General features: G+C 67.8%; 21 protein-coding genes. 14 read left to right on the plus strand and 7 right to left on the minus strand.

Annotation, left to right across the window (positions count from 1 at the left end; genetic code table 11):
- Positions 1–3: 3 nt before the first annotated feature.
- Positions 4–732 (plus strand): HAD family hydrolase, encoded by a 729-nt coding sequence (locus tag QW861_RS19985; protein ID WP_315750400.1) that lies wholly within the window; start codon positions 4–6, stop codon positions 730–732.
- Between the two features lie 18 nt (positions 733–750).
- Here QW861_RS19985 and QW861_RS19990 read toward each other — a convergent pair whose 3' ends face one another.
- Positions 751–1,665, minus strand: a complete 915-nt coding sequence (locus QW861_RS19990; RefSeq protein WP_315750399.1) for a LysR family transcriptional regulator — start codon at positions 1,663–1,665, stop codon at positions 751–753.
- Positions 1,666–1,784: 119 nt separating this feature from the next.
- On the opposite strand from QW861_RS19990, the gene QW861_RS19995 reads away from it, so the two are divergent.
- The 3 genes from QW861_RS19995 to QW861_RS20005 all read left to right on the plus strand — a co-directional run bounded on the left by QW861_RS19995 (position 1,785) and on the right by QW861_RS20005 (position 3,916).
- Positions 1,785–2,414: a DsbA family protein gene (locus tag QW861_RS19995; RefSeq protein WP_315717290.1), complete on the plus strand. Its 630-nt coding sequence runs from the start codon at positions 1,785–1,787 to the stop codon at positions 2,412–2,414.
- A gap of 108 nt (positions 2,415–2,522) precedes the next feature.
- Complete coding sequence (locus QW861_RS20000; RefSeq protein WP_315717291.1) at positions 2,523–3,422, plus strand: MBL fold metallo-hydrolase; 900 nt, start codon at positions 2,523–2,525, stop codon at positions 3,420–3,422.
- 86 nt (positions 3,423–3,508) lie between these two features.
- Entirely contained in the window at positions 3,509–3,916 is a 408-nt protein-coding gene (locus tag QW861_RS20005) for a diguanylate cyclase (RefSeq protein WP_316193428.1), read from the plus strand.
- Positions 3,917–3,926: 10 nt separating this feature from the next.
- Here the strand turns inward: QW861_RS20005 and QW861_RS20010 are convergent, their stop codons facing one another.
- From QW861_RS20010 to QW861_RS20030, 5 genes are read right to left on the minus strand one after another with little or no spacing between them, the layout of a single operon-like run.
- Positions 3,927–4,703 (minus strand): TSUP family transporter, encoded by a 777-nt coding sequence (locus QW861_RS20010; RefSeq protein WP_316167442.1) that lies wholly within the window; start codon positions 4,701–4,703, stop codon positions 3,927–3,929.
- A complete protein-coding gene (locus QW861_RS20015) occupies positions 4,700–5,950 on the minus strand; it encodes a CCA tRNA nucleotidyltransferase (protein WP_315826989.1) in 1,251 nt (416 codons plus the stop codon). Before QW861_RS20015 ends, QW861_RS20010 begins: the two co-directional genes overlap by 4 nt.
- Positions 5,947–6,210: a DUF6111 family protein gene (locus tag QW861_RS20020; RefSeq protein ID WP_315717295.1), complete on the minus strand. Its 264-nt coding sequence runs from the start codon at positions 6,208–6,210 to the stop codon at positions 5,947–5,949. The genes QW861_RS20015 and QW861_RS20020 overlap by 4 nt, the downstream gene beginning before the upstream one ends.
- Positions 6,207–6,866: a CoA pyrophosphatase gene (locus tag QW861_RS20025; RefSeq protein WP_409977949.1), complete on the minus strand. Its 660-nt coding sequence runs from the start codon at positions 6,864–6,866 to the stop codon at positions 6,207–6,209. The genes QW861_RS20020 and QW861_RS20025 overlap by 4 nt, the downstream gene beginning before the upstream one ends.
- An 8-nt stretch (positions 6,867–6,874) precedes the next feature.
- On the minus strand, positions 6,875–7,477 hold the full coding sequence (locus QW861_RS20030) for a DUF1285 domain-containing protein (RefSeq protein ID WP_315757019.1): 603 nt from the start codon (positions 7,475–7,477) through the stop codon (positions 6,875–6,877).
- Positions 7,478–7,741: 264 nt separating this feature from the next.
- Here QW861_RS20030 and QW861_RS20035 point away from each other — a divergent pair, with 264 nt between their 5' ends.
- From QW861_RS20035 to QW861_RS20065, 7 genes are all read left to right on the plus strand, one after another.
- Complete coding sequence (locus QW861_RS20035) at positions 7,742–8,740, plus strand: MoxR family ATPase (protein ID WP_315717298.1); 999 nt, start codon at positions 7,742–7,744, stop codon at positions 8,738–8,740.
- Entirely contained in the window at positions 8,740–9,696 is a 957-nt protein-coding gene (locus QW861_RS20040) for a DUF58 domain-containing protein (RefSeq protein ID WP_316167439.1), read from the plus strand. Before QW861_RS20035 ends, QW861_RS20040 begins: the two co-directional genes overlap by 1 nt.
- A complete protein-coding gene (locus tag QW861_RS20045) occupies positions 9,693–12,515 on the plus strand; it encodes a DUF4159 domain-containing protein (protein WP_316193429.1) in 2,823 nt (940 codons plus the stop codon). The genes QW861_RS20040 and QW861_RS20045 overlap by 4 nt, the downstream gene beginning before the upstream one ends.
- A gap of 2 nt (positions 12,516–12,517) precedes the next feature.
- Positions 12,518–12,664: a hypothetical protein gene (locus tag QW861_RS20050; protein ID WP_315750390.1), complete on the plus strand. Its 147-nt coding sequence runs from the start codon at positions 12,518–12,520 to the stop codon at positions 12,662–12,664.
- Complete coding sequence (locus tag QW861_RS20055; RefSeq protein WP_316193430.1) at positions 12,661–14,724, plus strand: hypothetical protein; 2,064 nt, start codon at positions 12,661–12,663, stop codon at positions 14,722–14,724. The genes QW861_RS20050 and QW861_RS20055 overlap by 4 nt, the downstream gene beginning before the upstream one ends.
- 187 nt (positions 14,725–14,911) lie before the next feature.
- Positions 14,912–15,283 (plus strand): DUF2946 family protein, encoded by a 372-nt coding sequence (locus QW861_RS20060; RefSeq protein ID WP_316193431.1) that lies wholly within the window; start codon positions 14,912–14,914, stop codon positions 15,281–15,283.
- A gap of 157 nt (positions 15,284–15,440) precedes the next feature.
- Positions 15,441–17,768, plus strand: coding sequence for a TonB-dependent receptor (locus QW861_RS20065; RefSeq protein ID WP_316172772.1), 2,328 nt, complete (start codon positions 15,441–15,443; stop codon positions 17,766–17,768).
- 137 nt (positions 17,769–17,905) lie between these two features.
- On the opposite strand, the gene QW861_RS20070 is transcribed toward QW861_RS20065, so the two are convergent.
- Positions 17,906–18,418: an N-acetyltransferase gene (locus QW861_RS20070; RefSeq protein WP_315717304.1), complete on the minus strand. Its 513-nt coding sequence runs from the start codon at positions 18,416–18,418 to the stop codon at positions 17,906–17,908.
- 250 nt (positions 18,419–18,668) lie between these two features.
- Here QW861_RS20070 and QW861_RS20075 point away from each other — a divergent pair, with 250 nt between their 5' ends.
- From QW861_RS20075 to eat, 3 genes are read left to right on the plus strand one after another with little or no spacing between them, the layout of a single operon-like run.
- Positions 18,669–20,069 carry an ethanolamine ammonia-lyase subunit EutB gene (locus QW861_RS20075; RefSeq protein WP_315826992.1) on the plus strand — a complete coding sequence of 467 codons (1,401 nt, stop codon included), beginning with the start codon at positions 18,669–18,671 and terminating at the stop codon, positions 20,067–20,069.
- Entirely contained in the window at positions 20,066–20,848 is a 783-nt protein-coding gene (gene eutC / locus QW861_RS20080; RefSeq protein WP_315826993.1) for an ethanolamine ammonia-lyase subunit EutC, read from the plus strand. The genes QW861_RS20075 and eutC overlap by 4 nt, the downstream gene beginning before the upstream one ends.
- Positions 20,841–22,247, plus strand: a complete 1,407-nt coding sequence (gene eat / locus QW861_RS20085; protein WP_315717307.1) for an ethanolamine permease — start codon at positions 20,841–20,843, stop codon at positions 22,245–22,247. The genes eutC and eat overlap by 8 nt, the downstream gene beginning before the upstream one ends.
- The last annotated feature ends 16 nt before the right edge of the window (positions 22,248–22,263 follow it).

Raw genomic sequence — 22,263 nt, forward strand, 5'->3', positions numbered from 1 at the left:
ATCATGACCGCCGCCCTGCCCCGCGCCATGCTGATCGACATGGACGACACCATCCTGTCGGCCTATGGCCGTCCCGAGATCGCCTGGAATATCGTCGCCACCGAGTTTGCCGACGAACTCGCGCCGCATACGCCGCAGGCGGTGGCCGCCGCGATCCTGGCCTCGGCACGCAGCTTCTGGTCGGTCGCCGGCGCCGAATGGCGGATGAAGCTGATCCAGGCGCGGCAGGAGGTGGTGAAGGACGGCTTCGCGGCGCTCGCCGGCCACGGTCCTGCTCTACCGACCGAGCTCGCGATCCGCATCGCCGATCGCTTCACCGGCTATCGCGACGAGCAGATGTTCGTCTTCCCCGGGGCGCATGAGGCGATCGACGCATTCAAGGCGCGCGGCGTCAGGCTGGCGCTCGTCACCAACGGCGAGGCCGGCCAGCAGCGCGCCAAGATCGAGCGCTTCGCGCTGGCGCACCGCTTCGACCACATCCAGATCGAGGGCGAGCACGGCTTCGGCAAGCCCGAGGAGCGCGCCTATTGGCACGCGATGGAGCGGCTCGGCGTCGGCCCGGAAGACACCTGGATGATCGGCGACAATCTCGAATGGGAGATCGTCGCGCCGCAGCGGCTCGGCATCTATTCGATCTGGATCGACGTCCATGGCGACGGCCTGCCGGAAGGCACCGACGTCAAGCCCGACCGCATCATCCGCTCGCTGACCGAGCTGGTGCCGGCGGGCTAGGCCCGCGCGGCGCCGGCGTCACTTCGCGCGCCGCGGACCTCCGGCGACTGCGCGCTTGTGCGCCTCCATCAGCATCGCCACGAAGGCCGTCACCTTCGGCGGGCGAAAGCGCGCCGCTGGGAACACGGCGTGGATGCCTCCGGACGGCAGTGTCCAGGACGGCAGGATGGCCACGAGGCGGCCGGCCGCGAGATCGTCCCTGATCAGGAAATCGGGCAGCACCGCCAGGCCGCCGCCGGCCAGCGTCGCGGCGAGCACCGCCGGCGTGGTGTTGATGGTAAGCGTCTGGCTCATCTCGACGCTCTCGCGCTCGACGTCGCCTTTCATGAACTGCCAGGTGAGCGGCTCCCTCAGCGCGGCATTCGCAATGAACGGCAACGCGGCGAGGTCGCGCGGATGCGCGACGCGCCTGACCACGTTCGGCGCGGCCACCAGCTGCTGCCGGAAGCTGCCGACCCGGCGGGTCTGCAGGGTGGAATCGTCGAGCCATCCCACGCGGATCGAGAGATCGATCTGGCTGGCGACGAGATCGATCTTGCTGTCGGCGAGGATCAGCTCGACCCGGCAGGCCGGATAGGTCCGCGAGAACTCGGTTGCGATCGCGGCGAGCGTGCAGGTGCCGTAGTCGTTCGGCGCGGCGATGCGCAACAGTCCCATCGGCTCGGCGTTGCTCTGCGCCAGCTCGGCCAATGCGCTCTCGGCCTCGCGCAGGATGGCAGCACAGCGGGCATGCAGCAGGCGACCGGCTTCCGTCGGCTCGACCCTGCGCGTGGTCCGCACCAGCAGGTCGGTCCTGAGCTCGCGCTCGAGCTGGGCGACCTGCTGGCTGACCACGGCTTTGGTGATCCCGAGCCGATCGGCCGCGCGGGTAAAGGACGCTGCGTCCACCACGGCCGCGAAATAGACGAGGCGGTTGAGATTGATCGCCTCCATGCCGGCGGCTCCTTCTATTGTCCATTAACAGCATACAGTCTGTCTCATTATGCTGTATTTATGAACAAACGAGAACCCGCTATCTCGGCGCCATGCCGCTCCAAGACAGGGTTCCGGAAATGCGACTGACCTATCTGTTCGACCCGCTCTGCGGATGGTGCTACGGCGCCGGCCCGGCGGTCGAGACGCTCGCCGCCCACGACGCCATCACGCTCGAGCTGCTGCCCACTGGCCTGTTCGCCGGCCGTGGCGCCGGCAGGATGGATGCGCAATTCTCCGAATATGCCTGGAGCAACGACCAGCGCATCGCCAAGCAGACCGGCCAGCGTTTCACCGACGCGTACCGCACCCGCATTCTCGGCGCGGGCGGCGCCTTCGATTCGACAGCCGCATCGCTCGGCCTGACGGCGGTCCACGTCACCGACCCCGGCCGTGAGCTCACGGTCCTCAAGGAGCTGCAGCTTGCGCGCTACGTACACGGGCAGGACATCGTGAGCGTCGCGGGCGTCGGCGAAGTCCTTCGAGCGCTGGGCCTTGCGAGCGCCGCCGAGCGGATGCTGGCCCGGGATCACGCGCTGGTCGAGGCCTATGGCCGCCGGCTCCAGACCGCGCATAGCTTGATGCGACGCTACGGCTTGTCCGGTGTCCCGGCCCTGCTGGCGGGTGACGGCGAGCGGCAGAGGCCGCTGCCGGGCAACGCTTTGTACGAACCGCTCGACGGCCTGCTCGCACAACTCGGAGCAGCCTGAGCCGCTCCGTACTCGATGCCTGGCACAATCCACCCAGCCGTCGCACACGGCCGGAGCGCCGCCTGCTGCCCGGCCTCATCGTTTTATCACTCCAAGAAAGAGACTGACATGCCGACACGGAGACAGATCATGACGACAGCGATTGCAGGGACCGCCGCAGCCATTCTCGGTGCATCGGACAGCGGCCGTGCCGCTGGCAGCAAGCTGGTCTGGACACACTTTCCCGCCGGTCCGAACGGCTTCTTCCGCGCGCCCGTGCTGCTGAGGGGCCCCACCGAAGCACTGCTGATCGACGGCGGCTTCAACTATCCGGACGGCCGCGCGGTGGCGGCCGCAATCAAGGCGAGCGGCAAGACGCTGACGGCCATCTACATCAGCCAGTCGGACCCGGACTACTACTTCAGCCTCAAGCCGATCCGCGAGGCCTTTCCCGGCGTGAAGGTGATCGCCGCCACGGCGACCATCGAGGCGATCAAGGGCAATGTCGAGAAGAAGCTCGCCGTCTGGGGCCCGCAGCTGAAGGAGAACGGCCCGCAGACGATGGCCGACATCGTTCTGCCCGAACCGTTCGATGGCCCGTCGCTGTCGGTCGATGGCGAGACGATCGAGATCGTCGCCGCCGAGGGGCTGGCCAATCGGCGCTATCTCTGGGTGCCCTCGCTCGCAGCCGTATTCGGCGGCGTCATGATCTTCTCGGGTGTCCATGTCTGGACGGCCGACACCCAGAGCAAGGAGCAGCGCGCAGCCTGGATCGCGACCCTCGACAAGATCGCTGCACGCGCTCCGACGGTGGTGGTCGCCGGCCATGCCGTGGCGGACGCCGCCACCGACCTGTCGGGTGTTCGGCACACCAAGTCCTATCTCATCGCGTTCGAGGAGGAGCTCGCCAAGGCCAAGGACGCCGCAGCCCTGAAGGCCGCAATGGAGGCGAAGTTCCCCGGCCTCGGCATGGGCGTGGCCCTCGACATCGGCGCCAAGGTGGCGAAGGGCGAGATGAAGTGGGGCTGATGCAGGCCGCGGCCACATCAGGCTGACATGACAGAAGCGCCGGCCCGTCAGGACCGGCGCTTCGGCCTTTCGTGGATGGCCGCGTCGTGCCTCAGGCCAGGCGCTCGGCAACGTTGGGACGCCATTTGATCAGGCGGCTCTCGACGAGGTCGAGCAGCGCGTCGATGCGCGCGGAGGAGCTGCGCGCCCGCGTCGAGGCGCTCAACATCAGCTATGGCGTGGGCATGCTGCCGCGGGTGACGATCTCGGTCGGCGTCGCCGCCTATCCCGAGGCCGGCCTCGATCTGACGGAGATCCTGCGCGTCGCCGACGGCGCGCTGTACCGCGCCAAGCACAAGGGCCGCAACCGGGTCGAGCTCGCCTCCGGCGGCATGGTGCCGCCGCTCGACGAGGTGACCACCCGCGCCGTCGCCGCGCTCGATGCCATCGTGGCACGCGCCGAGATCGGCACCATCACGCCATCCGATCGGGACACGGACCAGCAGGTGGCTTGACGCCGGAAGGCTACGCCGCCGGCAGCAGATGCCGCAGCGCTGATGCGATCATCACGCCGCCGCCGGTGATGACGGCGGCGTCGAGGATGGCGGCGTGGATGTGCACCGGCATGCGGGCGACGAAGGCCTTGGCGAGGAACGCGCCGGGCACCGCGACCGCGCCGATCAGCAGTGCGAACGCCAGGACCTGCACGGTGACCACGCCGGCCAAACCAAACACCGAGATCTTGATGACGCCCGTCGCCACCGAGATCATCGCGTCGGTGGCGATGACCGCGGCGCCTTCGAGTCCGGCGGCCATCAGCAGCGACAGCAGGATCACGCCGGAGCCGGAGGTGCCGCCGACCAGCACGCCATAGCCGACCGCTCCGGCAGCAAGCCCGCCATTGCCGATCCTGACCTCGCGCTTGCGCAGGATCCGCCGCAGCGGAACGCTCATGATGAGCATCGTGCCGATCACGAACGCCGCGCCGGCATTGGTCAGTCGCGTGTAGCCGTAGGCGCCGAGCGCGGTCGTGAGCGCGGCTGCCGCGATGACGATTCCGGCGCGCGTACGGTCGGCATGGCTGATATAGGCGACGACACGGCTGAGATTGGTGAGGATCGCCGAGATCGCGATGATCGGCACGACCGGCTCGGCCCCGACCATCGGCACCAGCACGAGCGGCATGAGAGCGCCGGTGCCGTAGCCGGCAAGACCACCGATGATGGAAGCGAACAGAGCGACGGCAGCGACGAGCAGGAGTTGCAGCAGCGAGATGTCGGCAAAACCTGCCAGAAAATTCATGAACGTCCGTCGCGGTTGACACGCGCCGCCGCCTGATCGGCGATCGCATTCAGCGATGCCTCGTCGAGCGGGAAGTCCGCGGCTAACCAGGCATCCTCTGCGAGGGTAAGCACATGACCGAGAAGCGGCCCCTCCGCAACCCCGCGCGCGATGAAATCGGCCGCCTTCAACGGCAATTTCGGCGGCGTGAAGCGCTGCGGCAACAGCGCACGCTCGCGCCAGCGCCGGTCGTCGCGATCGCGCGCCCGCGCCCAGCCGAGCATCAGGCGGTCGCGATAGACGGTCTCGCCGAGACGATACAGCAGACGCCGGACTCGCGCCTCGTCGGCGGAAGCGAACCGCCACCAGCGATGGCCCATGCCGTCGAGCGCCTTGGTCTCGGCGTTGGAGAGCTTCAGCCTGACGCCGAGACGGCGCGCATCCTCGGTCACGGCGACCGCGAGCGCCGCGAGACGGCGGACCGGGCTCGGCGAAAGCTCCAGCTCGCGCTCGATGCCGATCATCGCGGCGAACGGACCGAGATAGGCGACGCCGCCGAGGATCGCCGTCAGCAACCCGCCATCCGCCATCGCCGTGACCGCGCCGACAGCGCCGTCGGTGACGAGCAGCTTCAGCATCTCCATGCGCACGCGCTCGGCTGACAGCGTGGCGAGCCCGGCACGGCCGGCGATGCAGGCCAGATAGCCCTCGCAATCGGGGGCGCCGTGACCGAACGCCGAATGGATGCGGAAGAAGCGCAGGATGCGCAGATAGTCCTCGGCGATGCGCTGGGCGGGGTCGCCGATGAAGCGCACGCGGCGCTGGGCGATGTCGGCGAGGCCGCCGACGTGATCATGCACCACGCCATCGGGCCCGACGGAGAGCGCATTGATGGTGAAGTCGCGCCGGTGCGCGTCGCCGACCCAGTCGCGGCCGAACTCGACCTTGGCCTTGCGGCCGAAGGTCTCGGTGTCCTCGCGCAGGGTCGTGATCTCGAACGGATGGCCGTCCAGCACCAGCGTCACGGTGCCGTGGTCGATGCCGGTCGGCACGCTCTTGATCGACGCCGCCTTGGCACGCCGGAGCACCTCCGCCGGCAGCGCCGTGGTCGCGATGTCGATGTCGCCGATGGCGATGCCGAGCAGCGCATTGCGCACGGCGCCGCCGACCACCCGTGCTTCCTCGCCATCGCAATTGAGCAGCGCGAGCACGCGCGCGGCGGGACCGGACGAGAGCCAGGGCGCGTGCAGCACCCGCGCGTCGATCATTTCTCGACCCCTGGAACGAGCCTGCCGTTCTCGACATGAGCGGGGACGTAGGTCGAACGCGGCGGCGCGCCGGAGAACTCGGCGAGCAGGACCAGACTTGCAATCACCAGCACCAGCGCCGCCACCGTCAATTTTGTGGTCAGATGAAAGGGCCAGTTGGCCGGCACCAACAGCCCCGATTTGGTCGCGAGCAAGAACAACACATAAACCGCAAAAGGAATGAGGAAAATTCCGATTTCCGTCAATACGCCACGGATCATGGCCGACCGATCCGCTCGTACAACACCCGAAGGATGCCCGCTGTCGCGCCCCATATGTAGCGCTCGGCGAACGGCATCGCGTAATACGAACGCTCCATGCCGCGAAACTCCTTGGAATGCAGCTGGTGATTGGCGGGGTCCATCAGGAAGGCCAGCGGCACCTCGAAGGCGTCGTCGACCTCGCCCTCGTTGATCTTGAGCGTGAATCCCGGCCGCACCCGCGCCACCGTGGGCAGGATGCGGAAGCCGAAGGCGGTGCCGTAGACGTCGAGATAGCCGATCGGGTCGACGAAGCTGCGGTCGAGCCCGATCTCCTCTTCGGCTTCGCGCAGAGCGGCATCGAGCGGAGAGGCATCGGTGACGTCGATCTTGCCGCCGGGAAAGGCGATCTGTCCGGCATGGCTCGAGAGGTTCGGCGAGCGCTGGGTCAGGAGAACGGTCGGCTCGGGGTGGTCGACCACCGGGATCAACACCGCCGCGGGGCGGATCGGCTGCTCGCGGGAGATGATCTCGAGCATGCGGTCGGTGCCGGAATCTCCACTGGCCGGAATGACGTCCGGATCCAGCAGGGCCTGCGGAACGTCGAAGCGCAGCCGCGCGCGGCCCCGCGCGAAGAAATCGGCCGAACTGAGTTCAGCGGTCCTGTTCCTCACCATGGGCTGGTTCAAAGCGCCGCCCTCACCTCTTCTGCGTCGGCCATGGGGAAGAACGCGCCGCCCGACCCCACGCCGAACATCACACGACCATCGATCATCCGCTCCTCACCCATGTCAACAAGCTCGTAGTACAGCGCCCGCGTCACCTTGGCCCAGAGATCGGCTCGCACATGCAGATAGGGCGTCAGGCCGCCGCTCTCGCCGGGCTCGAAGCGCAGCCGGTGCTCGGCATCGCACGCGACCCAGTCGTCGACATTGGTGCGGAAATGCAGCAGCGGCCCGCGCGCATCGCTCTCCGTCCGCATTTCTACGGCCGTGAAGGGGGCATCATCGACGCGGATGCCGACCTTCTCCACCGGCGTGACCAGAAAATAGCGGTCACCCTCGCGCTTGAGGATCGTTGAGAACAGCCGCACCAGCGCCGGCCGCCCGATTGGCGTGCCCATGTAGTACCAGCTACCATCACCGGCGATTCGCATGTCGAGATCGCCGCAGAATGGCGGATTCCACAAATGCACCGGCGGCAGTCCCTTTGCGGATGTGCCAGCCTGCGTTGCCGCCGACGTCAGCCGATCGAGTCCGTTGTCGGTGGTCTGCCCTTGCTTCGCCATGGTTTGCCTTGAGTTTGCGTCCACCTTGGCACGATTGGTGCAAGATTCCATCGCCGTCGTCTGTGCAAAAGTTCCTGGCGGCCCTGCAGGTCATGTAAGGTCGCCATAACGTGATGCCGTCAATACCCCGTAATGCCGATAATATGGGGATAGTTTAACTCAACGAATACAGCGCCTTCGCATAGGTTGGCATCCGCTTCCCGGCAAACTGGAGCGGAACGTCCGTCCGAAAGTTCAAGATGCGGGGCAGAAGGAGCGACGGAAATGGCTGAGAGTGCCGAGAAGCTCGAGGATGCGATTGTCCGGTCGGCCGAACAGGTCTCCGGCCAGATCCGAGCGGCAAAGGATGCGATCTCCGGCGTCATCTTCGGCCAGGACCGCGTGGTGGAAAACACGCTGGTGACCATCCTGTCCGGCGGCCACGCGCTGCTGATCGGCGTCCCCGGCCTCGCCAAGACCAAGCTGGTCGAGACCTTGGGCGTGACGCTCGGCCTCGATGCGAAGCGCATCCAGTTCACGCCGGACCTGATGCCGTCGGACATTCTGGGCGCTGAGGTGCTGGACGAAAGCGCCGGCGGCAAGCGCTCGTTCCGCTTCATCGCCGGCCCGGTGTTTGCGCAACTCCTGATGGCCGACGAGATCAACCGCGCCAGCCCGCGCACGCAGTCGGCGCTGCTGCAAGCCATGCAGGAGCAGCACATCACGGTTGCAGGCGCCCGCCATGACCTGCCGAAGCCCTTCCATGTGCTCGCGACCCAGAATCCGCTGGAGCAGGAAGGAACCTATCCGCTTCCCGAGGCTCAGCTCGACCGCTTCCTGATGGAGATCGACGTCGACTATCCCGATCGAGATGCCGAGCGCCGCATCCTGTTCGAGACCACCGGCGCCGAGGAGAGTGCCGCCAAGGGCGCGATGACGGCCGATGCGTTGATCGCGGCCCAGCGCCTGGTGCGGCGGCTGCCGGTCGGCGATTCCGTGGTCGAGGCGATCCTGTCGCTGGTGCGCTCGGCGCGTCCCGGTCCCGAGGCCGGAGAGGCCGGCAAGCTGATCGCCTGGGGCCCCGGTCCCCGCGCCAGCCAGTCGCTGATGCTCGCGGTGCGCGCCCGCGCGCTGCTCGACGGCCGGCTCGCGCCCTCGATCGACGACGTGCTCGATCTCGCCGAGCCCGTGCTCAAGCACCGCATGGCGCTGACCTTCCCGGCGCGCGCCGAGGGACGCACCATTCCGGACGTGATCCGGCAATTGAAGAGCCGGATTGGCTGATGGCCGCAGCGACAGGGCACGCCGACAAGGAGATTCTCGCGATACGGCGTGCCGATGGCGAAAGCCGGACGCTGGCATCGTCGCTCCCGCGGCTGGTGCTGGAAGCCCGGCAGATTGCCGCCAACGTCATTCATGGCCTGCATGGAAGGCGCCGCGCCGGCTCCGGCGAAAGCTTCTGGCAGTACCGACGCTTCGTCTCCGGTGAGCCGTCGCAGCGCGTCGACTGGCGCCGCTCCGCGCGCGATGACCATCTCTATGTCCGCGAGCAGGAATGGGAGGCCGCGCACACGGTGTGGATCTGGCCGGACCGCTCGCCGTCGATGGCCTTCGCGTCGAAGGGCGCGCGCGACAGCAAGCTCGAGCGCGCGCTGATCGTGACCTTTGCCCTGGCCGAGCTGCTGGTGGCCGGCGGCGAACGCGTCGGCATTCCCGGCCTGATCAATCCGACCGGGAGCCGCAACGTGATCGACCGCATTGCGCAGGCGATGCTGCATGATGAGACGATCAGGCCGAGCCTGCCGCCGTCCTTCGTCCCCTCGGCGCTCGCCGAGATCGTCGTGCTGTCGGATTTCTGGTCGCCGATCTCCGAGATCAGCACCATGCTGGCGGGCCTGTCCGCGTCCGGTGCACACGGCACGATGGTGCAGGTGGTGGATCCCGCCGAGGAGACCTTCCCCTATTCGGGCCGCGTCGAGTTCGTCGAGCCGGAAGGCGGCGAGGTGATCACGGCCGGCCGCGCCGAGAGCTGGGCGCAGGACTACGTCGCTCGCGTGGCGCTGCATCGCGACCAGATCCGCGCCGAGACCGGCAGGCTCGACTGGCTGTTCACAACCCACACCACCAGCCGCTCGGCCGCCGAGCTGCTGCTGTTCCTGCATGCCGGCATGACCACGGCCAAAGGTAGCGCGCGCGGCGGCGTCAAAGTGGGCGCTGGCCCCGGAGGGCTCGGCGCATGATGGGCCTGCCGCTGTCGTTCGCCGAACCGCTGCTGCTGACCGGTCTCGTCAGCCTGCCGGTGCTGTGGTGGCTGCTGCGGGTGATGCCGCCGCGGCCGCGCCGCATCGAGTTTCCGCCGACCCGGCTGTTGTTCGACATCACGCCCAAGGAAGAGACGCCGTCGCGCTCGCCCTGGTGGCTCACCCTGCTGCGGCTGGTGGCGGCGGCGCTGGTGATCTTCGCCGCAGCCGGCCCGATCTGGAATCCGCGCACCGAAGCCGTCGGCAGCAAGGCGCCGCTGGTGCTGCTGCTCGACGACAGTTGGAGCGCGGCCGCAAGCTGGGACACGCGCATCAGGGCCGCCGACGAGATCATCGCCAACGCCGATGCCGACCGCCGCGGCGTCGCGCTGCTGCCGCTGTCGGAGCCCGCGCGTGACCTCACCTTGATGCCGGCCGGTGCTGCGCGCGTCGCGCTGCGCCAGATCGCGCCCAAGGCCTACACGACCGAGCGCGCCGACGCGCTGCCGCAGCTCGATCGCTTCCTGAAAGCGACCGGCGATGCCGAGATCATGTGGTTCTCCGACGGTGTCGATCCCGGCCGCGGCAGCGAGTTCGTGGGGGGTCTCGCCAAGACGATCGGCGACCGCAGCCTGACCGTGTTCGAAGGCGGCACGCCCTCGCCGCTGGCGCTCGCTGGCGCCGAGAACGCGGCCGCCAAGATGACGGTGAAGGTGCTGCGGGCGGATCTCTCCGTTCCGGGCGGCATCGTGCGGGCGCTCGATGCCAAGGGCTCGCCGCTCGGCGAGGCACAGTTCAGCTTTGCCGCCGGCGCGCACGACGCCGAGGCGAGCTTCGACCTGCCGGTCGAGCTGCGCAACGACATCACCCGGCTCGAGATTGCGGGCGAGCGCTCGGCCGGCGCCGTGCAGTTGCTCGACAAGCGCTGGCGCCGCCGCGCCGTCGGCATCGTCTCCGGCGCAACCAGCGACACCGCGCAGCCGCTGCTCGCACCGACCTTCTATCTCACCCGCGCGCTGTCGCCGTTCGCCGATCTCAGGCTCGGCGATCGCGGCGCCCCGCAGCAGGTCATCACGCAGTTCCTCGACCAGAAGGTGCCGATGATCGTGATGGCCGACGTCGGCACGCTGTCGCCGGAGCTGCGCGACCGTCTCAACGGCTGGATCGAGAATGGCGGCGTGTTGGTGCGCTTCGCCGGCCCGCGCCTGGCGCAGGGCGACGACGACCTCGTGCCGGTGAAGCTGCGCCGCGGCGGCCGCACCCTGGGCGGCAGCCTGACCTGGGAGAAGCCGCAGCACCTGGCCGCGTTCGCCGCCGACGGCCCGTTCGCCGGCATCACTGTCCCGAAGGACGTCACCGTCAACCGCCAGGTTCTCGCCGAGCCCGACGCCGTGCTGGCGACCAAGAGCTGGGCGTCTCTTGAGGACGGCACGCCGCTCGTCACCGGTGAGCATCGCGGCAAAGGCCTGATCGCGCTGTTCCACGTCAGCGCCGACATGCGCTGGTCCGATCTGCCGATGTCCGGCGCCATGGTCGAGATGCTCCGCCGCATCGTCGACATGTCCGGCTACACCTCGACGCCGGGCCCTGGTCCCGCGGGTGAGACCGCCAAGGCCACGCTGGCGCCGCTGCACATCCTCGACGGCTTCGGCGCCTTCGGACCGCCGCCTTCGACCGCCAAGCCGCTACCGGCTGATTTCAACGACCGGGCTTCGCTGGATCATCCGCCCGGATTCTATGGCCCAGCCGAGGGACCTACCGCAGTGAACACGCTCAGCCCCGCCGATCGCATTCTGCAGCTCGACACGGCAGCGCTGCGCGCCAACCGCGCCAGCTACACCACCGCCGAGCCGCGCGATCTCCGGGGCATCCTGCTGTCGACCGCACTGCTGCTGTTCCTGATCGACGCCGTCATTGTCGCCCTGCTCGGCGGCGTGCTGGCCGCGTTGGCAAGACGACGGCGTGCGGCCCCCGCGGCCATCGCGCTTGCGGTGCTGGCAACCGGCGCCCTGCTCGCGGTCGCGATGCCGGCGCCCGCACGCGCCGACGCCGCCAGCGATGATTTCGCGATGCGCGCAGTGTCACAGACGCGGCTTGCCTATGTCGTGACCGGCAATGCCGACGTCGATTCCATCGTCAAGGCCGGGCTGACCGGGCTGACCTTGTTCCTGGCGCAGCGGACCGCGCTTGAAGCCGGCGATCCCGTCGGCGTCGATCCCGCGCATGACGAGCTTGCCTTCTTCCCGCTGATCTACTGGCCGATCGTGCCGGGCGTGCCGAAGCCGCCGCAGGACGCGATCAACAAGATCGACGCCTACATGAAGCAGGGCGGCACGGTGATCTTCGATACCCGCGACGCCGTCGAGGCTCCTCCGGGCGAGAACGGCGCGCAGCAGACCCCGGGCATGCAGTCGCTGCGCGAGATCCTGTCGTCGCTCGATGTGCCCGAGCTCGAGCCGGTGCCGCGCGAGCACGTGCTGACCAAGACGTTCTACCTGCTGCGCGACTTCCCCGGCCGCTTCACCGCGGGCCAGACCTGGGTCGAGGCGCTGCCGAAAGATGAGGACGAGGACAGCGCCTCCCGTCCGGCGCGTGGCGGCGACGGTGTCTCACCGATCATCATCACCTCCAACGATCTCGCCGGCGCCTGGGCCATCCGCCCCGACGGCCAGGCCATGCTGCCGATGGTTCCGGGCGAGCCACGGCAGCGCGAATTCGCCTTCCGCGCCGGCGTCAACATCGTGATGTACACGCTGACCGGCAACTACAAGGCCGACCAGGTGCACGCGCCCGCGCTGATCGAACGGCTCGGGCAGTGACAATGCGCGTCGTCGGCCTCGATATCGCAACAACAATGGTTGTCATGGCCGGGCTTGACCCGGCAATCCACGAGCAGCGACGCTGGCTGCGCGACGTGGATGCCCGGCACGAGCCCGGGCATGACGACAACTGCGAGTTTGCCTCATGAACTACGGCATCGCGTTCACACCTCTGGTTCCGCCGATCGTGCTGTGGCTTGCGATCGGCGCGATCGTCGTCATCGCCGCGCTCCTGTTGCTCGGCCGCTCGCGTTCGGCCTGGATCCGCGTCACCGCGCTGGCCTTGATCGCACTCGCGCTGGCCAATCCGCAGTTCACGCGCGAGGACCGCGAGCCGCTGAGCTCGGTCGCCGCCGTCGTGGTCGACAAGAGCCCGAGCCAGAATTTCGGTGACCGCAACAAGCAGACCCAGGCGGCCCAGGAGTCGCTGGTCGACAGCTTGAAGAAGATCAAGGGTCTCGAGGTCCGCGTCGTCGATGCCGGCCAGGCCGACGGCGAGACCGACGGCACGCATCTGTTCAGCGCGCTGACCTCGGCGCTGTCGGACGTCCCCGTCGATCGGGTCGCGGGCGCCTTCATGATCACCGACGGCCGCGTTCACGACATTCCCGGCAACGTGGCCGCACTCGGCTTCCAGGCTCCGCTGCAGGCCCTGATCACGGGCCAGAAGGCCGAGCGCGACCGCCGCATTGCGATCACCGCCGCGCCGCGCTTCGGCATCGTCGGCCAGCCGCAGACCATCACCTTCCGGCTCGACGACCAGGGCGTCAGCGGCGCCAGCGCGAAGGTCGTGATCCGCCGCGACGGCGAGGTCATCAGCGAGCGCACCTTGACCAGCGGCCAGGCCGCCAATGTCGACGTCGACGTCAAGCACGAAGGCCAGAACATCGTCGAGATCGAGGCCTCGCCGCTCGACAACGAGCTGACCCTCGTCAACAACCGCGCGGTGGTCTCGATCGATGGCGTCCGCGACAAGCTGCGCGTGCTCCTGGTGTCGGGCGAGCCGCATTCGGGCGAGCGGACCTGGCGCAACCTGTTGAAGTCGGACGCCAGCATCGATCTCGTCCACTTCACGATCCTGCGGCCGCCGGAGAAGCAGGACGGCACCCCGATCAACGAGCTGTCGCTGATCGCGTTTCCGACCCGTGAGCTGTTCCAGCAGAAGATCAACGAATTCCAGCTGATCATCTTCGACCGCTATGCCCGCCAGGGCGTGTTGCCGATCGCCTATTTCGACAACATCGCGCGCTATGTCAGGAATGGCGGCGCGGTGCTGGTCTCGGCCGGCCCGGACTACGCCTCCAACACCAGCATCTGGCGCACACCGCTCGACTCGGTGCTGCCCGCCGAGCCGGTCGGCGTCACCGAGAAGCCGTTCTATGCGCATCTGTCCGACGCCGGCAAACGCCATCCGGTGACGCGCGGCCTCGAAGGCTCGGGCTCCGAGCCGCCGCGCTGGAGCCGCTTCTTCCGCACCGTGGAGACGCGCAATGCGGTCAGTCCGCCGGTCATGACCGGCGCCGACGGCAAGCCGCTGCTGCTGCTGTCGCGCTTCGGCGCCGGCCGCGTCGCGCTGCTGCTGTCCGACCACATCTGGCTGTGGGCACGCGGCTACGAGGGCGGCGGACCGCATCTCGACCTGCTCCGGCGCATGTCGCACTGGCTGATGCAGCAGCCGGATCTCGACGAGGAAGCGCTGCGGCTGCAGATTCAAGGCAAGGATCTCGCCGTCATCCGGCAGACGATGGGCGACAGCGTCCCGCCGGTGACCGTGACCTCGCCGTCGGGCCAGACGCGTGAGCTCACTCTGAGCCAGGGCGATCCCGGCGAATGGCGCGCGACCCTTCCCGCCAACGAGCTCGGCCTGTGGCAGGCGACCGACGGCACCTTGAAGGCGCTGATCAATGTCGGCCCGACCAATCCCAAGGAATTCTCCGAGGTCACCTCGACCACCGAAACCCTGAAGCCGCTGGCACAGGCGACGGGCGGCGATGCCCGCCGCATCGGCGACGGCTCGGGCATCGACATGCCGCGCATCGTCCCGGTGAGGTCATCGACCTTGTTCAGCGGCGACGGCTGGATGGGCGTGCGCATGCGCGATGCCAGCGTGGTCAAGGGCGTCGGCGTGCTGCCGATGTTCGCCGGCGTGATCGGCCTCTTGCTGCTGCTCGGCGCGCTCGCCGCGACCTGGGTGCGCGAGGGACGCTGACACGAAGACACAAGCACGCACCACCGCGGCGCGCCACGTGGCGCGAAGGGCACAGCGACGGGGATTCCGACCACCGTTGCAGTGCACTGATTGACAGCTGTGAAGCTCCCTTGCGATGTTATATTGTAACAAAGGCTGAGCCTCTCAGCCGAACGGGGTGGCCTATTCATATGAGCCAGAGCTGGCGATGAGCTGGTTTCGCGCGAACATCAAGGATGTCTCGCGGCTCGCGCTGCTGGCGCTGGTGCTGCAATTCGCGCTCGCCTTCGGCCATGTGCATTGGCTCGCCGGACAAGCCCGGGACGGCGGCGGCATCTCCATCGCCGAGCGGCACACTGGTCCCTCTCCCGCTGACCAAGATCCCGATCAACAGCCGTCGCCGGATGGCTGTGCCATCTGCGCCGCCACGGCGATGGCGCAGTCGATCCTGCTGTCACCGGCGCCAGTTCTGACGCCTCCTGAAGCGGTCGCATTCCGTCTGCCCGATGCGATCACCGCCACTGTCGCGGCTGTCGTCGTCGACACCGCCTTCCAGCCGCGCGCTCCTCCCACCGCCTGATCTGAGCCGCTCGAAACGCTGCCCTGCGCGCGAGCGCACGGCGGCCGCGTGAAGGAATGGTCCGTCGCACGACGACGGCAGGCGCATCCCGCCGGCAACGAAAGACGTGGGACGCCTGATCAGGATCAGGAAGTGAAAGATGTTGTCGAGAGCCTTGATGTCGGGCTGCAGCGCCGCAGCCATGTTGTGCGTTTTGGGTGCGCCCGCGCGCGCTGACGATCCTGCGAAGCCGGCGGCCGAACTGCCCGAGGTCACAGTGACCGCACCGAGCCCGATCCGTGCCCGCAAGCCGGTGGTGCCGCGGCCCAATCCCGCCCCGCGCGTGGCCCGGAGCGGCCCACGCACGCCGGCGCCCGCGCGCGAGGCACAGACCGCGCCGCCCCCGCCGCAACAGGGCGTGCTGCCTGTCGTCACCGACCAGTTCGCGACCGTCACCGTGGTGCCGAACGAGGAACTGCGCCGCTCCGGCGCCGCCACGCTCGGCGACCTTCTCAATTCGAAACCCGGCATCACCGGATCGAGCTTCGCGCCGGGCGCATCGAGCCGGCCGATCATTCGCGGCCTCGACGTCAACCGCGTCGGCATCGTCGAGAACGGCCTCGGCGGCGGCGGTGCCTCGGATCTCGGCGAGGACCATTTCGTCCCGATCGATCCGCTCACCAGCGACCAGATCGAGGTGGTCCGCGGCCCCGCGGCGCTACGCTACGGCTCGACCTCGATCGGCGGCGTCGTCAGCGCCACCAACAACCGCATTCCGCAGGCCCTGCCGACCTGTTCGACCGCGCCGTTCCAGACCTATGGCCTGCCGGCGAGCGCTCCGGCCGCGGGCAGCGCGCCTTGCGTTACCGCGGAAACGCGCACCTCGTTCAGCTCGGTCGACCGCGGCGTCGAGGGCGGCGTGCTGCTCGATGCCGGCGGCGGCAATTTCGCGCTTCATGCCGATGCCTACGGCCGCAAGACCGGCGACTACTCCATTCCCGGCTATCCCTATCTGTTCGACCAGACCCGCCCGGTGAACGGCCGGCAACCGAACTCCGCCGCGCAGAACGATGGCGCCTCGATCGGCGGCAGCTACTTCTTCTCAGGCGGCTTCGTCGGCGCCGCGATCACGCAGACCGATGCGCTCTACCACATCCCCGGCATCGGCGGCGCCGACAGCCGGACCCGGATCGATGCGCACCAGACCAAGATCACCGCGAAGGGCGAGTATCGCCCGGACTCCGCGGCAATCGACGCGATCCGGTTCTGGGCCGGCGCGACAGACTATCGGCACAATGAGCTCGGCCTTGCAGCCGTCACCGACCCGACCACCGATGGCGTGCGCCAGACCTTCACCAATCGCGAGCAGGAAGCGCGCGTCGAGATGCAGATGATGCCCGTCAATCTGCGCTTCGCCACCCTGACGACCGCCTATGGCGTGCAGGCCGGGCACCAGGAGCTGAATGCGCCGAGCCCCGACAATCCCGGCTCGGTGTTCAACGGCCTGTTCGGCCCCAACACCAACAACCGCGTCGCCGGCTATGTCTTCAACGAGTTCGCCTTCTCGCCCTCGACCAAGGCGCAGGTCGCCGGCCGGATCGAGCACATCGCGCTGAACGGCTCCACGCCGAACTTCCCGGTCGACTATCTGCCGGACGGCACGCCGCAGGCCAACATCGCCCGAAATCCGTCATACACGCCGAAGAGCGCGAGCGTCGGCCTGTTGCAGAACCTGCCGGGCGATCTGGTGGCGAGCGTGACCGCGCAATATGTCGAGCGCGCGCCGAAGCCAGCCGAGCTGTTCTCGCGCGGCGGCCATGATGCGACCGCAACCTTCGACATCGGCAATCCGAACCTGACCATCGAGACCGCCAAGACCGTCGAGGCCGGGCTGCGCAAGGCCACCGGCCCGTTCCGCTTCGAAGCCACTGCCTACTACACGCAGTTCAGCAACTTCATCTATCGCCGGCTGACCGGCGTGATGTGCGGCGACGATTTTGCCTCCTGCGGCACCACCGGCACCGAGCTGAATCAGGCGGTCTACTCGCAGCGCAACGCGCTGTTCCGCGGCTTCGAGTTCCAGAGCCAATTCGATGTTGCTCCGCTCGGCAGCGGCATCTGGGGGATCGAGAACCAGTTCGACGTCGTCCGCGCCACCTTCGCGGACGGCACCAACGTGCCGCGGATTCCGCCGATGCGCGTCGGCGGCGGCCTGTTCTGGCGCGATGCCAACTGGTTGACCCGCATCAACCTGCTGCACGCCTTCGCGCAGAACGACATCGCGCCGATCGCGGAGACTCCGACGCCGGGCTACAACCTGCTCAAGGCGGAGGTCAGCTACCGGACCAAACTCGATGCGAACATGTTCGGCGCGCGCGAGATGCTGGTCGGCCTCGTCGGCAACAATCTGCTCAACGAGAAGATCCGTAATTCGGTGTCCTACACCAAGGACGAGGTGCTGCTGCCCGGCATCGGCGTGCGGATCTTTGCCAACCTCAAATTCTGATTCGAGGAGGGCGCAGAACGCGACCAATCTGCGCCCCCTCCTTCGTCATTGCGAGGAGCGAAGCGACGAAGCAATCCAGAGACGTGGGCGGAACTCTGGATTGCTTCGCTTCGCTCGCAATGACGGAGAGACCGAGATTACTTCGCGTAATCCCAATCGGGCCGGATGGCACCCTCGACGCCCTCGAACGCGCCCTCGATCAGTTCGTTCACCAGCAGCCGGTTGTAATCCACCGGTCCCGGCATGATCGCCCTGCCCTTCGGCACCGGCTTGAAGCCGACGCGCGCGTAGTAGGCCGCGTCACCCACCAGCAGTATCAAGCGGTGGCCCTGCGCCCGCGCGTCCACGACCGAGCGCTCCATCAGCATGCGGCCGATGCCGTGCTTGCGGAACGGCGGCTCGACCGTCAGCGGCCCGAGCATCAGCGCCTTGGTGTCGCCGACGCAGATCGGCAGTTGCCGCACCGAGCCGACCAGCAAAGTGCCGATATGGGCGGTGAACGACAGCGCGAGCAGATGATCGACATGCTCGCGCAAGCGGTAGGCGCTCAGCACGAAGCGGCCGGGGCCGAAGGTGCGCTCATGCAGCCGCTCGATCGCCTGCGCGTCGCCCGGCTTTTCGGCGGAGATCGTAATGGACAGGTCACTCATGTGGGGTGGCGAGATAGCATTCTGGAGCGGCGCGGTCCATGGCGGGCCGTCCACGTGTTGACAGCATTCGCCCGCCCCCGAGGGTCACCGATGCCAGTTTTCTGAGCATTCGCGCGACGTGACCGAAGATTGTGCTAAGATGTCAAGTTTCCGGAGCCGCCCTCGCTTAACCTGCCCCAGCTCATGAGCGTTGTGGTCGCCATCGCGGCCGCTTGGACCGCTCTGACGCAGCACGAGCGGCAGGTCGAAGATGACGGGTGCGTTCCGGTCGCGCCATCGCGGCGAAACTCATGTGTTCGACGATCTCAAGACGCTGCTGGCCTGCGCCTCGCCGCGCCGCTCTGGCGATGAGCTGGCTGGCATAGCAGCCGACAGCGCCGCGCGGCGGGTGGCGGCGCGGATGGCGCTCGCCGACGTGCCGCTGCGGCGTTTCCTCGACGAGCCGCTGATTCCCTACGAGAGCGACGAGGTCACGCGCCTCATCCTCGACAGCCACGATGCCGCCGCATTCGCGCCCGTCGCGTCGCTGACCGTCGGAGAATTGCGCGAATGGCTGATGTCCTGGGAGGCGGATGCCAACCGGCTGGCCGCCCTCGCGCCGGGCCTGACGCCGGAGATGGTGGCCGCGGTCTCCAAGCTCTGCGGCAATGGCGATCTCGTCGCCGTCGCGGCCAAATGCCGGGTCGTGACCCGCTTCCGCTCCACCATCGGCCTGGAGGGGCGGCTGTCGTCGCGGCTGCAGCCGAATGATCCGACCGACGATCCCCAGGCGATCGCCGCAGGCACGCTCGATGGCTTGCTGTTCGGCATGGGCGATGCGGTGATCGGCATCAATCCCGCGACCGACAATGTCGAGGCCTGCATCCGCCTGCTCACGATGCTCGATGATCTCAGGCTCAAATTCGAGGTGCCGACGCAGTCCTGCGTACTGAGCCACGTCACGACCTCGATCCAGGCGATCGAGAAAGGCGCGCCGCTCGACCTCGTCTTCCAGTCGATCGCCGGCACCGAGGCTGCCAATGCCGGCTTCGGTGTGACCCTGAAGCTGCTGGCCGAGGCGCAGGACGCAGCCTTGTCGCTGAAGCGCGGCACGGTCGGCAACAACGTCATGTATTTCGAGACCGGCCAAGGCGCGGCGCTGTCGGCCGACGCCCATCACGGCCTCGATCAGCAGACCGTCGAGGCCCGCGCCTATGCCGTCGCGCGCGTCTTCTCGCCGCTGCTGGTCAACACCGTCGTCGGCTTCATCGGTCCCGAATATCTCTACGACGCGAAGGAGATCATTCGCGCCGGGCTGGAGGATCATTTCTGCGCCAAGCTGCTCGGCGTGCCCATGGGCTGCGATGTCTGCTACACCAACCACGCCGAGGCCGATCAGGACGATACGGACGATCTGGCGCTGCTGCTCGCGGCGGCCAACGTCAACTTCCTGATCGCCGTGCCGGGCGCCGACGACATCATGCTCAACTATCAGAGCCTGTCGCATCACGACGTGATGCGGCTGCGGCATCTGCTCGGCCGCCGCCCGGCGCCGGAGTTCGAGGCCTGGCTGGCGCGGATGGGCCTGCTCGACCAAAGCGGCCGCGTGCCGCCATTGCCGGGCAGCGCGCCTTCCGTAGTCCGGCTGATCGGCCAGGGAGCGCGGGCATGAGGGAAGATCCGTTCGACCTGCTGCGCGGGATGACGCGCGCCCGCGTCGCACTCGGCCGCGCCGGCGACGGGCTTCCGACGGCCGCGAAGCTGGAATTCCAGATGGCGCATGCGCTCGCGCGCGATGCCGTATGGGGCAAGGTCAATTTCGACGGCATCGCCGACGCGCTCGCGCCGCGGGAGGTGATCGAGGTCGCGAGTGCAGCACCGGACCGCGCCAGCTATCTGCGCCGGCCCGACCTCGGGCGCCGCCTCGCCGCGGAGGAAGCCGCCAGGCTGACATCCGGTCCGTACGATCTCGTCTTCATCATTGCCGACGGGCTGTCGGCGGATGCCGTCGAAAACCATGCCGCCGCTGTCGTGATCGCCACCGAGGCGCGTCTGACGGGCCTGTCCATCGGCCCGATCGTGCTGGCTTCGCAGGCGCGTGTGGCGCTGGGTGACGATGTCGGCGCCACGATGCGCGCACGGCTGGTCGCGGTCCTGATCGGCGAGCGTCCGGGTCTGTCGGCCGCGGACTCCCTTGGAGTGTATCTGACGCTGCACCCGGCGCCGGGCCTGCGCGACAGCGCCCGCAACTGCATTTCCAACATTCACGACCACGGGCTCTCGGCCGAGCGCGCCGCCGACAAGCTGGCCTGGCTGGTGCGCGAGGCGCTGCGGATCGGCGTCACCGGCATCGGCCTCAAGGAGGCGGCGCCGGATGCCGCGATCGAGACGACCACATCGTCATCCCAAATCACCCATCACAAGCAGACAGGAGCGACTGGACATGAGTGACGAGGCCAAACCGACCCTTTCGAAGAGCCTGACCGGACTCCATCTGTGGGGCATCGCGGTCGGGCTGGTGATCTCCGGCGAATATTTCGGCTGGAGCTATGGCTGGGACAAGGCCGGCACGCTCGGCTTCCTCGTCACCACGATCTTCATCGCGGTGATGTATACGACCTTCATCTTCTCCTTCACCGAGCTCACCACCGCGATCCCGCATGCCGGAGGTCCTTTCGCCTATTCCTACCGTGCCTTCGGCCCGCTCGGCGGCTTCGTCGCCGGCTTCGCGACGCTGATCGAGTTCGTGTTCGCTCCGCCTGCCATCGCGCTCGCCATCGGCGCCTATCTCAACGTCCAGTTTCCGGCGCTGTCGCCCAAGACCGCCGCGCTCGGCGCCTATCTGGTGTTCATGGCCCTCAACATCGCCGGCGTATCGATCGCCGCGACGTTCGAGCTGTTCGTGACGGTCCTGGCGATTGCCGAACTCCTGGTGTTCATGGGCGTCGTGTCGCCCGGTTTCTCCTTCGCCAACTTCGCCGCCAACGGCTGGGCCGGTGAGAATTCGTTCTCGCTGACGAGCATCGGCGGCATCGTCGCGGCGATCCCGTTCGCAATCTGGTTCTTCCTGGCGATCGAAGGTGCGGCCATGGCCGCGGAGGAGACCAAGAATCCGACCAAGACGATTCCGCTCGCCTACATCGCCGGGATTCTGACGCTCGTCGTGCTCGCCTTCGGCACCATGATCATGGCCGGCGGCGTCGGCGACTGGTCGAAGCTCGCCAACATCAACGATCCGCTGCCGCAGGCGATGAAGATCGTGGTCGGCGAAAACTCCGGCTGGCTGCACATGCTGGTGTGGATCGGCCTGTTCGGACTGATCGCCTCGTTCCACGGCATCATCATGGGCTACTCGCGGCAGATCTTCGCGCTGTCGCGCGCCGGCTTCCTGCCGGCCAAGCTCGCCGCGCTGCACCCGACCTGCCGCACGCCGCATTGGGCGATCTTGGCCGGCGGCGTGATCGGGATCGCCGCGATCTACTCCGACGAGCTCATCCAGTTCGCCGGGCAGACGCTGACGGCGAACATCGTCACCATGAGCGTGTTCGGCGCGCTCGTGATGTACATCATGAGCATGGCCGCGCTGTTCCGCCTGCGCGCCACCGAGCCCAACCTCATCAGGCCGTTCAAGGCGCCGCTCTATCCCGTGCTTCCGGCCGTGGCGCTGGTGTGTGCGACGCTCTCGCTGCTCACGATGATTTGGTTCAACCTGCAGGTGTTCGCGGCCTTCGTGGTGCTGTTCGCCGTCGGTCTGCTGCTCTATCGTCTGACGGCCGGCAAGCGCGGCAACGCGGCGAGTGACAACCTGCTCGACATCGCCTTGACCGAGGCCCGCGCCATGGCCGACTGATCCGCGAGGACTCGCG

Origin of the sequence: Bradyrhizobium sp. SZCCHNRI1029 (assembly GCF_032487555.1) — a bacterium.
Taxonomy (GTDB): Bacteria; Pseudomonadota; Alphaproteobacteria; order Rhizobiales; family Xanthobacteraceae; genus Bradyrhizobium.

Bases quoted from the DNA above. Each gene is read 5' to 3' on its own strand.
- QW861_RS19985 (WP_315750400.1), top strand. From the start codon at position 4: ATGACCGCCGCCCTGCCCCGCGCCATGCTGATCGACATGGACGACACC.
- QW861_RS19990 (WP_315750399.1), bottom strand. From the start codon at position 1,665: ATGGAGGCGATCAATCTCAACCGCCTCGTCTATTTCGCGGCCGTGGTG.
- QW861_RS19995 (WP_315717290.1), top strand. From the start codon at position 1,785: ATGCGACTGACCTATCTGTTCGACCCGCTCTGCGGATGGTGCTACGGC.
- QW861_RS20000 (WP_315717291.1), top strand. From the start codon at position 2,523: ATGCCGACACGGAGACAGATCATGACGACAGCGATTGCAGGGACCGCC.
- QW861_RS20010 (WP_316167442.1), bottom strand. From the start codon at position 4,703: ATGAATTTTCTGGCAGGTTTTGCCGACATCTCGCTGCTGCAACTCCTG.
- QW861_RS20015 (WP_315826989.1), bottom strand. From the start codon at position 5,950: ATGATCGACGCGCGGGTGCTGCACGCGCCCTGGCTCTCGTCCGGTCCC.
- QW861_RS20020 (WP_315717295.1), bottom strand. From the start codon at position 6,210: ATGATCCGTGGCGTATTGACGGAAATCGGAATTTTCCTCATTCCTTTT.
- QW861_RS20025 (WP_409977949.1), bottom strand. From the start codon at position 6,866: ATGGTGAGGAACAGGACCGCTGAACTCAGTTCGGCCGATTTCTTCGCG.
- QW861_RS20030 (WP_315757019.1), bottom strand. From the start codon at position 7,477: ATGGCGAAGCAAGGGCAGACCACCGACAACGGACTCGATCGGCTGACG.
- QW861_RS20035 (WP_315717298.1), top strand. From the start codon at position 7,742: ATGGCTGAGAGTGCCGAGAAGCTCGAGGATGCGATTGTCCGGTCGGCC.
- QW861_RS20040 (WP_316167439.1), top strand. From the start codon at position 8,740: ATGGCCGCAGCGACAGGGCACGCCGACAAGGAGATTCTCGCGATACGG.
- QW861_RS20045 (WP_316193429.1), top strand. From the start codon at position 9,693: ATGATGGGCCTGCCGCTGTCGTTCGCCGAACCGCTGCTGCTGACCGGT.
- QW861_RS20050 (WP_315750390.1), top strand. From the start codon at position 12,518: ATGCGCGTCGTCGGCCTCGATATCGCAACAACAATGGTTGTCATGGCC.
- QW861_RS20055 (WP_316193430.1), top strand. From the start codon at position 12,661: ATGAACTACGGCATCGCGTTCACACCTCTGGTTCCGCCGATCGTGCTG.
- QW861_RS20060 (WP_316193431.1), top strand. From the start codon at position 14,912: ATGAGCTGGTTTCGCGCGAACATCAAGGATGTCTCGCGGCTCGCGCTG.
- QW861_RS20065 (WP_316172772.1), top strand. From the start codon at position 15,441: ATGTCGGGCTGCAGCGCCGCAGCCATGTTGTGCGTTTTGGGTGCGCCC.
- QW861_RS20070 (WP_315717304.1), bottom strand. From the start codon at position 18,418: ATGAGTGACCTGTCCATTACGATCTCCGCCGAAAAGCCGGGCGACGCG.
- QW861_RS20075 (WP_315826992.1), top strand. From the start codon at position 18,669: ATGACGGGTGCGTTCCGGTCGCGCCATCGCGGCGAAACTCATGTGTTC.
- eutC (WP_315826993.1), top strand. From the start codon at position 20,066: ATGAGGGAAGATCCGTTCGACCTGCTGCGCGGGATGACGCGCGCCCGC.
- eat (WP_315717307.1), top strand. From the start codon at position 20,841: ATGAGTGACGAGGCCAAACCGACCCTTTCGAAGAGCCTGACCGGACTC.